The organism is Arsenicicoccus sp. oral taxon 190 (genome assembly GCF_001189535.1).
Lineage (GTDB): Bacteria > Actinomycetota > Actinomycetes > Actinomycetales > Dermatophilaceae > Arsenicicoccus.
The window spans coordinates 603,335-616,858 of record NZ_CP012070.1; the positions used below are offsets into that span (position 1 = coordinate 603,335).

10 protein-coding genes are annotated in these 13,524 nt (G+C 73.7%); 4 read left to right on the plus strand and 6 right to left on the minus strand.

Annotated elements, in window-relative coordinates:
• Positions 1–51: 51 nt before the first annotated feature.
• Genes ADJ73_RS02830 through ADJ73_RS02840 form a run of 3 tightly spaced genes read right to left on the minus strand, consistent with a single transcriptional unit; the run spans position 52 to position 3,933 of the window.
• A complete protein-coding gene (locus ADJ73_RS02830) occupies positions 52–675 on the minus strand; it encodes a response regulator (RefSeq protein ID WP_050347008.1) in 624 nt (207 codons plus the stop codon).
• A complete protein-coding gene (locus ADJ73_RS02835; RefSeq protein WP_050347009.1) occupies positions 672–1,904 on the minus strand; it encodes a sensor histidine kinase in 1,233 nt (410 codons plus the stop codon). The genes ADJ73_RS02830 and ADJ73_RS02835 overlap by 4 nt, the downstream gene beginning before the upstream one ends.
• A 1-nt stretch (position 1,905) precedes the next feature.
• Positions 1,906–3,933 (minus strand): MMPL family transporter, encoded by a 2,028-nt coding sequence (locus ADJ73_RS02840; protein WP_050347010.1) that lies wholly within the window; start codon positions 3,931–3,933, stop codon positions 1,906–1,908.
• 142 nt (positions 3,934–4,075) lie between these two features.
• Between ADJ73_RS02840 and ADJ73_RS02845 the strand changes: the two genes are divergently transcribed.
• From ADJ73_RS02845 to ADJ73_RS02855, 3 genes are all read left to right on the plus strand, one after another.
• On the plus strand, positions 4,076–5,143 hold the full coding sequence (locus ADJ73_RS02845; protein ID WP_050347011.1) for a threonine aldolase family protein: 1,068 nt from the start codon (positions 4,076–4,078) through the stop codon (positions 5,141–5,143).
• 60 nt (positions 5,144–5,203) lie between these two features.
• Positions 5,204–6,853, plus strand: a complete 1,650-nt coding sequence (locus ADJ73_RS02850) for an FAD-binding dehydrogenase (protein ID WP_050347012.1) — start codon at positions 5,204–5,206, stop codon at positions 6,851–6,853.
• Positions 6,854–6,979: 126 nt separating this feature from the next.
• Positions 6,980–8,806: an alpha/beta hydrolase gene (locus tag ADJ73_RS02855; RefSeq protein WP_156188083.1), complete on the plus strand. Its 1,827-nt coding sequence runs from the start codon at positions 6,980–6,982 to the stop codon at positions 8,804–8,806.
• Between the two features lie 126 nt (positions 8,807–8,932).
• On the opposite strand, the gene efeB is transcribed toward ADJ73_RS02855, so the two are convergent.
• The 3 genes from efeB to efeU are packed head-to-tail and all read right to left on the minus strand — an operon-like array spanning position 8,933 to position 12,287.
• Complete coding sequence (gene efeB, locus ADJ73_RS02860; protein WP_050347014.1) at positions 8,933–10,249, minus strand: iron uptake transporter deferrochelatase/peroxidase subunit; 1,317 nt, start codon at positions 10,247–10,249, stop codon at positions 8,933–8,935.
• Positions 10,249–11,421, minus strand: a complete 1,173-nt coding sequence (efeO, locus tag ADJ73_RS02865) for an iron uptake system protein EfeO (protein WP_050347015.1) — start codon at positions 11,419–11,421, stop codon at positions 10,249–10,251. The genes efeB and efeO overlap by 1 nt, the downstream gene beginning before the upstream one ends.
• Complete coding sequence (gene efeU / locus ADJ73_RS02870; protein ID WP_050347016.1) at positions 11,418–12,287, minus strand: iron uptake transporter permease EfeU; 870 nt, start codon at positions 12,285–12,287, stop codon at positions 11,418–11,420. The genes efeO and efeU overlap by 4 nt, the downstream gene beginning before the upstream one ends.
• A 280-nt stretch (positions 12,288–12,567) precedes the next feature.
• Between efeU and ADJ73_RS02875 the strand changes: the two genes are divergently transcribed.
• Positions 12,568–13,485, plus strand: coding sequence for a hypothetical protein (locus ADJ73_RS02875; protein WP_050347017.1), 918 nt, complete (start codon positions 12,568–12,570; stop codon positions 13,483–13,485).
• Positions 13,486–13,524: the final 39 nt, after the last annotated feature.

A 13,524-nucleotide genomic window follows, 5' to 3' on the forward strand; every position in this document is an offset into this window, starting at 1 on the left:
CCCGCCCGTATGCCGTCCCCCCGCCCCGCCACCGGCCGAGGTCGCGCTCGCTCAGCGCACCACCCCACGGCGCCGGGCCTCGGCGACCGCGGCGGTGCGCGAGTCCACCCCGAGCTTGTCGAAGCAGTGCACGAGGTGGGTCTTGACGGTCGCCTCGCTGATGAAGAGCGAGCGCGCGATCGCCTTGTTGCTCAGGCCTTCCGCCACGCCTCGCAGCACGTCGACCTCGCGCGCCGACAGGTCCGGGCGGGGGTCGCGCAGGCGCGTCATGAGCAGCTGCGCGACCCGCGGCGCCAGCACCGTCTCGCCGCGCGCGGCCTGCTCGACCGCCTCGACCAGCGACGTGGACGGCGCGTCCTTGAGGAGGTATCCGGAGGCCCCCGCCTCGACGGCCCGCACGATGTCGGCGTCGGTGTCGTAGGTGGTGAGGATGAGCACCCGCGGCGGGTCGGGCCGGCCGAGCAGGGCGGTCGTGGTGGCGACGCCGTCCATGCCGGCCCCGAGGCGCAGGTCCATGAGCACGACCTCGGGCGCCCGGCGGGCGACCACGACGAGGGCCTCCTCCCCGGAGGCGGCCTCCCCGACGACCTCGACGCGGTGGTCGGTGGACAGCAGCGCCCGCAGGCCTGCCCGCACCACCGGGTGGTCGTCGACGATCACGACGCGCACGCTCATGCCGCACCTCCTGCACCCTGGCCGGTGAGGGGGATGGTCGCCACAACGGCGGTCCCCTCGCCCGGCGCCGTCTCCACCTCGAGCCGCCCACCCAGGACCGCCAGCCGCTCGCGCATCGCCCGCAGCCCGAATCCGGTGAGCCCCACCGGGGTCGCCTCCACCCGGGCCCGGTCGAAGCCGCGGCCGTCGTCCAGCACGTCGAGGGTCACCGCGTCGTCGTCGTAGGTGAGGGTGAGCCCCACCCGCTGCGCGCCCGAGTGCTGGCGGACGTTGGCGAGCGCGCTCTGCGCCACCCGCAGCAGCGCCACCTCGACGGTGGTGGGCACCTGGCGGGCCTCGCCGTCCACGTCCAGCGACGTGCTCATGCCGGTCTGGGCGCCGAGGCGGTCCAGCAGCCGGCCGAGCGCACCGGGCAGCGGAGCGGTCTCGAGGGGCGCCGGGGTGAGCGCCTGCACCACCCGCCGCGCCTCGTCGAGGTTGTCCGCGGCGGTCGTCTCGATCTGGTCGAGCATCCGGGCGGCCGACGTGGGGTCGGCCTGCCCCGCGCGCGCCAGCAGCACCACCGAGCTGAAGCCCTGGGCCAACGTGTCGTGGATGTCCCGGGCGAGGCGGGCCCGCTCGGCGACCACCCCCGCCTCGCGCTGGGTCGCCGCGAGCTCGTCGTGCACGGCGACGAGGTCCTCCTGGGTGGCGAGGAGCTGCTCGACCAGCCGGCGCCGCTCCTCCGACTCGCGCACGAGCCGCTGGTAGGTGGCCGCCGTGCCGATCGCCACGAGCGCCCCGACGACGGGCCCGATCACGAGCCCCGCGGTCGCCTGCTGCCGACTGCCCAGCTGGAGCACCACGACGAGCAGCGTCATCGCCGCCGCCAGCGGGTGGGCCGCGAGCGTCGGCAGCATCGCCACCGCGATCAGGATGAGCGGGTAGACCAGCCAGGAGAACTCGACGGAGACCAGCGACACCAGCAGCACCCAGCCGACGACCAGGCCGGCCAGCCACCACCGCGCCGACGAGGTCCCCGTGCCGTGCCGCTCGTTCGGGAGACGCTGGCCTGCGGATCGGGGGCGGGCGAGACGGTGGCCGGCGGCATACCAGGCTCCCTCGGCGAGGGCGGCCGGCACGACGAGCCACGGCGACGCCCCGAGCCACACCGCCCGCACCGTCGCCAGCACGAGCAGCAGGCCCCACAGCACGTGCAGGCCGACGTGCATGCGCGCGACGGTGCTCATGTCAGGAGGTTAGCCGCCGGGGCCACCACAGCCGGTCCCCGAGCGCCCCGCACACCGCGGGCACCACGAGGGCCCGCACCAGCAGCGTGTCGACGAGCACGCCGAGCCCGACGATGAGCCCGAGCTGACCGAGGGTGACCAGCGGCAGCACCCCGAGGGCGGCGAAGACGGCGGCCAGCACCACCCCGGCGCTGGTGATGACCCCGCCGGTGTGGGCGACGGCCCGCACGATGCCGGCGCGGGTGCCGTGCTCGGTCGCCTCGTGCAGCGCCCGGTGGGCCAGGAAGATCGTGTAGTCGATCCCGAGGGCGACCAGGAAGAGGAACGCCAGCAGCGGCACGTGCACGTCCAGCCCGGGGAAGCCGAGGAGCCGCTCCCCCACCCAGGTCCCGGCGCCGATCGCCGCGAGCGCGCTGACGACGTTGACGGCGAGCAGCACCAGCGGCCCCACGACGGCGCGCAGCAGCAGGACGAGCACGAGGAGCACGAGGCCGAGGATGAGCGGCGCGACGACCCGCAGGTCACGGCCGGCGGCGGCCAGGGCGTCGACCTGCTGCGCCGTCTGGCCCCCCACGAGGGCGGAGTGCGGGTGGACCGCGTCGCGCAGCGCCCGCACCGTGTCCTGGGCCTGGGTCGACCCGGGCTCGGCGGAGGCGACGGCCATGAGCCGCACCGTCTCCCCCGCGGTCCCGGTGCGCATCACGCGGGTCACCCCGGGCGTATGCCGTGCCGCCGCCTCGACGGCCGCCGCCTCGCCCTGGGGCGCCATGATCACCAACGGCGCGGACTCCCCCGCGGGGTAGTGCGCGGCCAGCACCTCCAGGCCCTGCTGCGACTCCGAGGCGACCCGGAACTGCTCGGTCTGGGCGAGGCCGACCCGGGTCCCGAGGAGGCCGGCCGCCATCAGGGCCGCCACGACCGCGCCGACCAGCAGGACGGGAAAGGGGCGGGCGACGACCCGGGCCGCGATCCGCCCCCAGGTCCCCGACTCGGTCGCCTGCTCGTGCCCGGGCCGGGGCACGAAGGGCCAGAAGACGCGCCGGCCACAGATCGCGAGCGCCGCGGGGAGCGCGGTGAGGGCGAAGACCCCCGCGATCACCAGGCCGAGCGCCGACGTCGGCCCGAGGCCGCGGGTGCCGGGCATGACGGCCAGCACCAGCGTGAGCAGCGCCAGCACGACGGTGGCGTTGGAGGCCAGCACAGCCGGCCCGGTGGCGACCAGGGCGTCCCGCAGGGCCTCGCGGTGGTCGGGGGTGCGGCGCAGCTCCTCGCGGTACCGCGAGATCAGCAGCAACGCGTAGTTGGTGCCCGCGCCGAAGACGAGGACGCTGACGATGCCGCTGTCGAAGCTGAGGCCGAGCGCGGACCCGAGCGCCTTGGTGGCCGTCCCGGCCAGCCCATCGGCGAGGCCGACCACCGCAAGCGGCACCAGCCACAGCACCGGGGAGCGGTAGGTGAGCAGCAGCAGGACCGCGACGATGCCGACGGTCACGAGCAGCAGCCGCAGGTCGGCGCCCCGGAAGGCGGAGGCGACGTCGGCGCCGAAGGCCGGCCCGCCGGTCACCTGGGCCCGCAGCCCGGCGGGCGTGGCGGCGTGGATGGCCGAGCGCATCGCGTCGACGTCGGGGGCGACCTCGGTGCCGGGGCGGTCGGCCCGGACCGGCACGTTGACGAGGACCGCACGCCCGTCCTGCGAGGGGACCGGGCGGGACGGCTGCTGGGCCACGGCGCCGGCAGCGGCCGCGCTCACGCGCTGGGCCGACGCGAGATCGGTTGCGGCGAGTGGGTTCTCGTCATACCGGGTGATCACGACCACGACGGGTGACAGCTCGTGGCCGGGGAACTCCCGCTGCAGCTCGGCGACCCGCGCCGACTCCGAGGACGACGGCAGCGTCTCGTCGCCGCGCGCGACGGTGGCGCCCCGCAGGGCCCCCATGAGGGCGGTGGTGACGAGCAGGACGAGGGCGAGGGTGACCCAGGCGCCGCGGCGCGAGGTGACCCGGTCGGCGAGGTGACGCCAGGTGAGCATGAGGGTCCTTGGGAGAGGTGGCGGGACGATGCCTCCAGTCCACCCCCGCTCCCGGGCGACCCCATCCGCCGGGCGGTCAGGCCGCGGGTCATCCTTTCGATGGACCCCGCAGGCGCTCCCGTGGCCGCGCTAGGGTCCGGGCATGGAGAGGTTGCACGACGTCACGCGCACGGGTTTCGCCAGCGACAACTACGCGGGGGTGCACCCCGCGGTGCTCGACGCGCTCGCCGTGGTCAACGGCGGCCACGTCGGGTCGTACGGCGCCGACCCCTACACCGCGGCGCTGCAAGACGTGACCCGCCGCCACTTCGGCGAGCAGGCCTCGTGCTGGCCGGTCTTCAACGGGACCGGCGCCAACGTCGTGGCCCTGTCGGCGATGACCGACCGCTGGGACGCGGTCATCGCGACCGGGCACGCCCACATCCACGTCGACGAGTGCGGCGCCCCCGAGAAGGTCGCGGGCATCAAGGTCGTCACGGTCGACAGCCCGGACGCCATCATGACGCCGGCGCTGATCGACCGGGAGGCCTACGGGTTCGGCTTCGAGCACCACGCGCAGCCGCGCGTCGTCAGCATCACCCAGTCGACCGAGGTCGGCACGGTCCACACCCTCGAGCAGGTCCGGGCGGTCACCGAGCACGCCCACGCGCTCGGCATGGTCATCCACATGGACGGCGCGCGCATCGCCAACGCCGCTGCGGCGCTAAAGGTCTCGCTGCGGGAGATGACGACCGACGTCGGCGTGGACGTGGTGTCCCTGGGCGGCACCAAGGCGGGGCTGATGGGCGTGGAGGCCGTCGTCGTGGTCAACCCCGACGCGGTCCGGCGGATGGACTTCGTGCGCAAGCTGTCGATGCAGCTCGCCTCCAAGATGAGGTTCCTGTCCGCGCAGCTGCTCGCGCTCTACTCCGAGGACCTGTGGCTCGAGACGGCCCGGCACGCCAACGCCATGGCCCGGCGGCTCGGCGAGGGGCTGCGCGCCCTCGACGGGGTGACCCTCACCCAGGAGGTCGCCGCCAACGGCGTCTTCGCCGTCATCCCGCCGCAGGTCACCCTGCGGATGCAGGCCCACTACCCCTTCTACGTCTGGGACGAGGCCACCCACGTGGTGCGGCTCATGTGCTCGTGGGACACCACCCCGGAGGACGTCGACGGGTTCGTGGCGGCGCTGGCCGAGGAGCTGGCGCGCGAGGGCGACAACCCGGCGTGACGGGCGGTTGCGGCATACGGTGAGGTCCGGGAAGGACGACTCCAGCGTGGGAGAGGTGCCATGGACGCCGACGTGATCGTCGTGGGAGCCGGGCTGGCCGGGCTCGTGGCCGCGTGCGAGGCCGCGGACGCGGGGCGGCAGGTGCTGCTGCTGGACCAGGAGGGCGAGCAGTCCCTGGGCGGGCAGGCCTACTGGTCCTTCGGGGGTCTCTTCCTCGTCGACTCGCCGGAGCAGCGACGGCTGCGGGTGCGCGACAGCGAGGAGCTGGCGTGGGCCGACTGGGAGGGCACCGCCGGGTTCGACCGGCCGGAGGACCACTGGCCGCGGGAGTGGGCGCGCGCCTACGTGCACTTCGCCGCCGGCGAGAAGCGGTCCTGGCTGCGGCAGCTCGGGCACCGGCTCTTCCCCGTCGTCGGGTGGGCCGAGCGCGGTGGGTATGCCGCCCTCGGGCCCGGCAACTCCGTCCCGCGCTTCCACATCACGTGGGGCACCGGGCCCGGCGTCGTCGAGCCCTTCGAGCGGCGGGTGCGGGACCTGGCGCACCGCGGGCTGGTGCGCTTCGGCTTCCGGCACCGGGTGGACTCGCTCGTCGTGGAGGGCGACGAGGTGGTCGGGGTGCGGGTGTCGGTGCTGGAGCCGGACGACGCCGAGCGGGGTCGACCCACCTCACGAACCGTCTTGGCGGAGCAGGAGATCCGCGCCCAGGCGGTGGTGCTGACGACCGGCGGCATCGGCGGCGACCACGAGCTGGTCCGCGCGGCCTGGCCGCCCCGGCTCGGGCAGGTGCCGACCCGCATGGTCACCGGCGTCCCCGCGCACGTCGACGGCCGCGGGATCGGGATCGCCCACGCGGCGGGCGCCAGCCTGATCCACCCGGACCGCATGTGGCACTACACCGAGGGGGTCCACGACTGGGACCCGATCTGGCCGGGCCACGGGATCCGGATCCTGCCCGGTCCCTCCTCGCTGTGGCTGGACGCGCACGGCCGGCGGCTGCCCGGGCCGCTCTACCCCGGCTTCGACACGCTGGGGACGCTGGCGCACCTGCGTCGGACCGGTGCGGACCACAGCTGGTTCGTGCTGACCCGGACCATCGCCGGCAAGGAGCTCGCGCTGTCCGGGCAGGAGCAGAACCTCGACCTGACGCAACGGTCCTGGCGGGGCGTCGCCCAGCGCGCGACGACCGACGTCCCGGCCGCCGTCCAGGCCTTCCTCGACCACGGGGAGGACTTCCTGCAGGCCCCCACCCTTGACGGGCTGATCGAGCAGATGACGGCGCTGGAGCCGGGTGCCGGCCTCGACCCCGAGCAGGTGCGCCGGGAGGTGCGCGCCCGGGACCTGCAGGTCGCCAACCCCTTCGGCAAGGACGGCCAGCTGGCGCACGTCCGCGACTCCCGGAACTACCTGGGCGACAAGCTGATCCGCACCGCACCGCCGCACCGCCTCGAGGACCCCGAGCACGGCCCGATGATCGCGATCCGACTGTCCGTGCTGACCCGCAAGACGCTCGGCGGCATCGAGACCGACCTGTCGGGGCGGGTCCTGCGCCCCGGCGGCGCCGTGCTCCCCGGCCTGTATGCCGCCGGCGAGGCCGCCGGCTTCGGGGGTGGCGGGATGCACGGCTACCGCGCCCTGGAGGGGACCTTCCTCGGCGGGTGCCTCTTCAGCGGGCGGCAGGCCGGGCGGGCGGTGGCTGCAGCCACGGCGTGAGCGCGCCAGATTGTTCACCCGGACGGGTGGCGGTGTTGGTCCATCCGGGTCAGGATGGACCGGTCGGCGGGGTGTGGGGGGCCACCGCGCATCCGGGGGACCGACCTGATTCACCGAGGAGATCTCGTGACTCGACACCGCACGGCTGCGGCCGTGATCGCGCTGACCACCCTGTCCACGACCGTCGCGGCCACGCTGCCGGCGACCGCCGCGACGCCCGCTTCGACGCCCGGTTCGACGCCTGCGGCGCGGGCGGGCGGCCCCGCGGCGGCATACGCCTCGGTCCGCAAGGACGACGCGGCCCGGGCCGCGGCGCTGCGAGCCATGGCGACGCCGCGCATCACCTGGACCCGCTGCGGCCCGGGGCTGCAGTGCGGCACGCTCGAGGTGCCGCTCGACTACGACAACCCGGCGCTCGGCACGACCAAGCTCGACGTGAGCCGCCGGCCGGCCGACAAGCCGGGCAACCGGATCGGGTCGCTCTTCACCAACCCGGGCGGCCCCGGCGGCCCGGCCACCCAGTCGGTGCCGCTCTTCGCCCAGCTGCTGGGCCCGCAGGTGCGGGCCCGCTTCGACATCATCGGGGTGGGGCCGCGGGGGATCGAGGGCCAGGACCTCGCCCGGTGCGTGGGCAAGCCCGGTGACGTCATGCCGCAGCTCTCCGAGCACGCGTTCCCGTTGTGGGACAAGGAGTTCGAGGAGCACTTCGCCTACGACCGGGCCTACCGCAAGACCTGCCGGACCAACATGCCCCGGATCCTGCAGCACATGTCCACCGCCGACACGGCCCGCGACATGGACCTCGCTCGGCGCGCCCTCGGGGACAAGCAGCTGAGCTACTACGGCATCTCCTACGGCAGCTTCCTCGGCGAGACCTACGCCGCGCTCTTCCCGGACAAGGTGCGGGCCCTCGTGGTCGACGGCGTGCTCGACCCCGTCGCCTGGACCACCGGCCGCGGCAACGAGGCCCGGACCAAGCCCGTCACGGAGCGGCTGCTGTCGCACAAGGGCGCCCAGGAGGCGCTGATGTCCGCCTTCGCCGAGTGCGAGCGCGTCGGCACGGCCCGCTGCGCCGAGGCCAAGACGGTCCGCAAGGACTGGGACGCCATCCTGGCCAAGCTGTCCAAGGAGCCCGTGGACCTCGGGGACGGCAACTACCTGCGCTACGACGACGTCATCGGCCAGGCGCTGCGGGTGCTCTACTCCCCCGACGACATCCCGATGCTCATGCAGCTGATCCACCAGCTGCGCGAGCAGATCGCCCCCTCGACTCCGGCCACGCGCCGCGCTGCGGCTGCCGCGCCGCGCGCCGGGACCGCCGACGTCGTGAAGCGCTTCAAGGCCCTCGTCGCCAAGGTCGACCGCAAGCACCCCGTGCCGGCACCGCTGACCGGGTCCGCCGCGCCCAAGCGGGCCCACCGCACCAACGGCCCGTCGCTGTCGCTCGCCCCCGCCGGTTCTGCTTCGGGTGCGGCTGCGGCTGCGGAGCCGGAGCCCGACGCGCCGGTCTACGACGCGGGCTTCCACGGGGTGCTGTGCTCGGACTCCGTCAACCCCGCCGACCCCCGGTCGTTCATCATGGCCGACCGCCGGACCAAGTGGGAGGCACCGGGATTCGGGCCGGCCTGGCTGTGGGCGGCCAGCCCCTGCCCGGGGTGGCCGGGGATGTCCGGGGACGCCTACCGGGGCCCCTTCACCAAGAAGACCTCCGCCCCCGTCCTCATCATCGGCAACCACCACGACCCCGCGACGCCCTACAGCGGGGCGGTGGCCTACCGCAAGCTGCTGCCGACCTCACGGCTGGTGACGCTGCGCAACGGCTTCGGCCACGGCGCCCTCGGGGTGAGCGGGTGCGTAGACAAGGTCCGCACGCAGTACCTCGTCAACCGGCTGGTCCCGGCCGCTGACGTGACCTGCAACCCCGACCACGAGCTGTTCACCCGCCTCGACTAGCCACTGTGCCCCCTCCCCTCTCCCGCGATCGTGGACGTTTGTGGTCGCCCCGCGGCACACAACGTCCACGATCGCGGATGGGGGCGCGGATCGCGGATGGGGGCGGGGATCGCGGATGGGGGGCGGTCAGGTAAAGAGGGCCTGACCGAGGTGCTCACCCTCGCGGACACCCGGCGGTATGGCGAACAACGCCGACGCCCGGTGCTGGAGGTACTCCTGCAGGGCGTCCTGCTTGGCCATCCGGGTCTGCATGGGGATGTACTGCTTGCGGGGGTCCCGGACGTAGGCGATGAAGAACAGCCCCGCGTCCATCCGCCCGAGGTCGTCCGACCCGTCCGTGTAGTTGTAGCCGCGCCGCAGCATCTGCACGCCGCCGTTGCGGGACGGATGTGCCATCGCCACATGGGAGCTCGCGGGCACGAGCGGCTTGCCGCCGCGACCGGCGACGCCGAAGTCGACGCCGGTGAACTCCTTGCCGCCCGACAGCGGCGCCCCCTCGCGTCGGTCCCGGCCGATGATCGCCTCCTGCTCGCGCAGCGAGGTCCGGTCCCAGGTCTCGAGGTTCATGGCGATCCGGCGGGCCACGAGGTAGGAGCCCCCGGCCAGCCACCCGGCCCGGGCGTCGTCGCCGCGCCCCACCCACAGGTGGGCGTCCAGCGCGGACGGGTCCTCCGCCTTGAGGTTGGCGGTGCCGTCCTTGAAGCCGAAGAGATTTCGCGGCGTGGCCTGCGCGGTCGAGGTCGACGAGGTCCGACCGTAGCCCAGCTGGGACCACCGCAGCGAGACGACGCCCATCCCGATCCGGGCCAGGTTGCGTATGGCGTGCACCGCGATCTGCGGGTCGTCCGCGCAGGCCTGCACGCACAGGTCTCCGTCGGAGCGGCGGGGGTCGAGCGCGTCACCGGGGAAGTGCGGAAGTCGTTGCAGCGCAGCGGGTTGCCGCGCCCCCAGGCCGAACCGGTCCCGCCCCGCCGCGTCCCGGAAGAGCGACGGCCCGAAGCCGAAGGTCAGCGTCAGCCGCGACGCGTGCAGGCCCTCCGCCTCGCCGGAGTCGTGGGGTGGCGCGTCATAGCTGGTGGGGTCGCCGCCGACCGGTCGGCCGGCGGTGAGCTCGGCGGCAGCGGCGGTCCACGCGGTGAGCAGCGCGACGAGATCCTCACGGGCAGTGGTGGTCACGTCGAAGGCGGCGAAGTGGAGCCGGTCCTGGGCCGGCGTCACGATCCCGGCCTGGTGGGTCCCGTAGAACGGGTGGCTGTCGGTCGCGCCCGAGCCGGAGCCACCAGCCCCAGACCCGCCAGACCCAGACCCGCCAGAGCCGCCCGGGCCGGCCTGCCCCGGCGAGGCGGAGGCGGTCGCCATACCACCGGCGAAGCCGGCAGCACCCACCGCGGCCGAGGCAGCGCCCCAGCCGAGCAGCCCACGACGAGAGAGGGACTCGCCCATCAGACGACGGCGGCGGTCAGTCGCGACAACGGCTCGGACAGCGCGTTGACGGCGTCGGACAGCGCCTTCACCTCCTCCTTGGAGAGCGTGTCGTAGGTGACGAAGCCGGCGCCGCTGCGGTGCTGGTCCAGCAGCTTCTGCAGGGCACCGAAGCGCAGCTGCAGCTGGGCGTCCAGCCCTGGGTCCTTGCGCTTGAGCAGCGGTCGCAGCCCCTCCCACGCGACGCGGGCGCCGTCCACGTTGGCCTGGAAGTCCCACAGGTCGGTGTGGCTCCAGATCTCCTCCTCGCCGGTGACCTTGCCCTTGGCGACCTCCTCGAGCAGGCTCTTGGCGCCGTTGCCGATCTGGTCGGCGGTGAAGGTCATGGTGCGGGTCCGGGCGTGCAGGGTCTCGGTGTCCTTGACGAGCTTGTCCGCGATCTCGGCGCGGCGGGCGGCCGTGAGGGCGGTGTGGCCGGTCTTCGGCGGCCACAGGTCCTTCTCGGCGACGTGCCAGCCGGTCCACTGCTGACCGGGCTCGAGGTCGGCCTCGCGGGCGTCCATCATCGGGTCGAGGTCGCCGAAGCTCTCGGCCACCGGCTCGATCCGCTCCCAGTGCGCGCGCGTCGGGGCGTAGAGCGCCTTGGCGGTCGCGACGTCGCCGGCCTTGTAGGCGGCGGCGAACTTCCTGGTCCCGGCGAGCAGCTGCTCGGTCTGGTCCTTCACGTAGGAGGAGTACTGCCGGTTGGCGGTGTCGACGAGCTCCTTGTCGGCGCCCTGCGCCTCGAGGCCGACCCCGGAGTCGGTCACGGTGAAGGCCTTGCGGATGCCGTCCCCCACCATCCCCGGCTTGCACGCCGTGAAGTAGCTGCCGGGCGCGACCTTGGTCACCAGGTCGCGGCTCAGGCCGGGCCCGATGTTCTCCACCTCGGCGACGATGCGCAGGCCGTCCTGCCCCAGCAGGTAGAACTCGGTCACTGTGGAGCCGTTGTTGGTGACGCTGAACTTCACCGTCCCCGAGGGCGCCTCGGCCGCGGAGACCTGGCACTCGGTGTCGGTGGAGGACACCGTGAGGGCGCCCTTGGCCGCCGCGGCCTGGGTGCCGCCGCCCGAGGCGGGCGCGTTGTCGGTGCACGCGGTCAGCGCGAGCGCGGCCACGGCGAGGAGGGCGCCGGAGGTGGCGAGGCGGGTCATGCAGAGGCTCCTTGGCGTATGCCGGTCGCGGCTTCCCGGCCGGCGGGTGGGGTGGGGCGGCGCACCTTGGTGACGAAGAGCGCCATCACCGGGATGACGTAGGCGAGCCAGGCGGTGACCTCGAGCACGGTCATCGCGGGCGAGAAGTTGAAGATGCCCTTGAGCAGGGTGGCGCCCCACGAGCTGGGCTCGATGATGTGCGACACGTCGAAGGCGAGGGTGTGCAGGCCGGGGAGGAGGCCGGCCTCCTGCAGGTCGTGCACGGCGTAGGCGAGCACCCCGCCGGCGATGAGCACGAGGAAGCCGCCGGTCCAGCGGAAGAAGGCGCCGAGGTCGAGCCGCAGGGCGCCCTTGTAGACGGCGACGGTCAGCGCGACCGCCGTGAGCAGCCCGAGCAGCGCCCCGACGAGGGGGGCGGTGGTGGAGGCGTTGTCGCGGGCGGCGGCCTGGGTGGCAGCCCAGAGGAAGAGCGCGGTCTCGAGCCCCTCGCGGCCGACGGCGAGCATCGCGACGAGCACGAGACCGCCGCGGGCCCCCTCGACGGCCCGGTCGACGGCGCCCTTGAGCTCGCCGGACAGCGCCCGCGAGTGGCGCGCCATCCAGAAGATCATCCAGGTCACGAATCCCACTGCCACGATGGACAGCCCGCCGCCGATCGCCTCCTGCGCCTCGAACGTCAGCCCCTTGGGACCGAAGGTCAGGACCGCGCCGAACGCCAGCGAGATGGCGACGGCCGCGGCGACACCCGCCCAGATGCGGGGCAGCAGCTGCTGCCGGCCGGACTTCACGAGGTAGGCGACGAGGATGACGACGACGAGCGACGCCTCCAGGCCCTCCCGGAGGCCGATCAGGTAGTTCGCGAGCATGACGATCCTCGATCGAGACGATAAGGCTTGCCTCACTTAGGCCAGCCTCGCCTCAGAACTCAACATGACCTCCCCCACACCTCCGCTCCGCCCCCGCCCACCCCCGGCGTCGCCATTGGTCACCAATGACGTCTCACGGGCCTTCATGAACGATCAAATCCGTCATTGGTGACCAATGGCGGACACGCAGGGGCGACGAGCCTGTGGACATCTCACGGCTCACTTCCCCGCCTGTGGATGACCGTATGACGCAGCGGGGCCGGGCCACCACCATCGCTGCATGTCCCTCGTCCTGCCCCCGTCGCTTGCCGGGCATCCGGCCTTCACCCGCGCCGATGCCCTCAGCGCCGGGCTCAGCGTCGCCGACCTGCGCCAGCTGACCCGCGTCTTCCACGGTGTCTATGCGCTCGCCCGTCCGACGTCTGCGTTCGAACAGGCCCGGATGCTCTCCGTGGTCCTCCCCGAGGGGGCGGCGCTCAGCCATGTCACTGCCGCCCGCCTGCTCGAGCTCCCGCTGCCGTCCGAGTGGCTCCCCGAGCAGCTCATCGACGTACTGGTCCCGGGGTCCACCCACGCCTCCCGCCGCCCTGAGGTGCGAGACCACCGCGGTCCGGTGCCGCCCCACCTGCGCCTGCCCGGGCTGGGGACGCCGGTCGTCGCCCACGAGCATGTCTTCGCACAGCTGGCCGGGGAGCTGCCCCACGAGGACCTGATCATCCTGGGAGACGCCGTCGTGGGGTGGCGCAGCGGGCGCACCCTGGACCACCTGGCGGCAGCCATCAGACCCGGCCATCCCGGAGCCGTGGCTGCGCTCGCTGCGCTGGAGCACGTCAGAGAGGGCAGCGCCTCACCGCGCGAGACGTTGCTGCGGCTGCGCTTCCTGGAGGCCGGCCTGCCCGAGCCGGAGCTGAACGCCGCGATCTACGACTCGTTCGGCCGACTGGTTGCCTACCTCGACATGTACTGGCGCCGCCTCCGCGTCGGTTTCGAGTACGACGGCCTGTGGCACTACGCCTCGGCTCAGCAGCGGGAGGCCGACGTCGCCCGCATCAGGCGCGTCGAGGAGCAGGACGTGCGAGTCGTGGTGGGCACCGCCCGCGACTACCCTGCCGTCGGCGGAGTCGTCAGGCGCCTCCGCACGGCGATGGCCGAGCAGGCCCGCCTCCTCGGCGAGCCCTTCGCCATTGGTCACCAATGACGCACCTGATCGTTCAAAAGTGCCCTCAAGACGTCATTG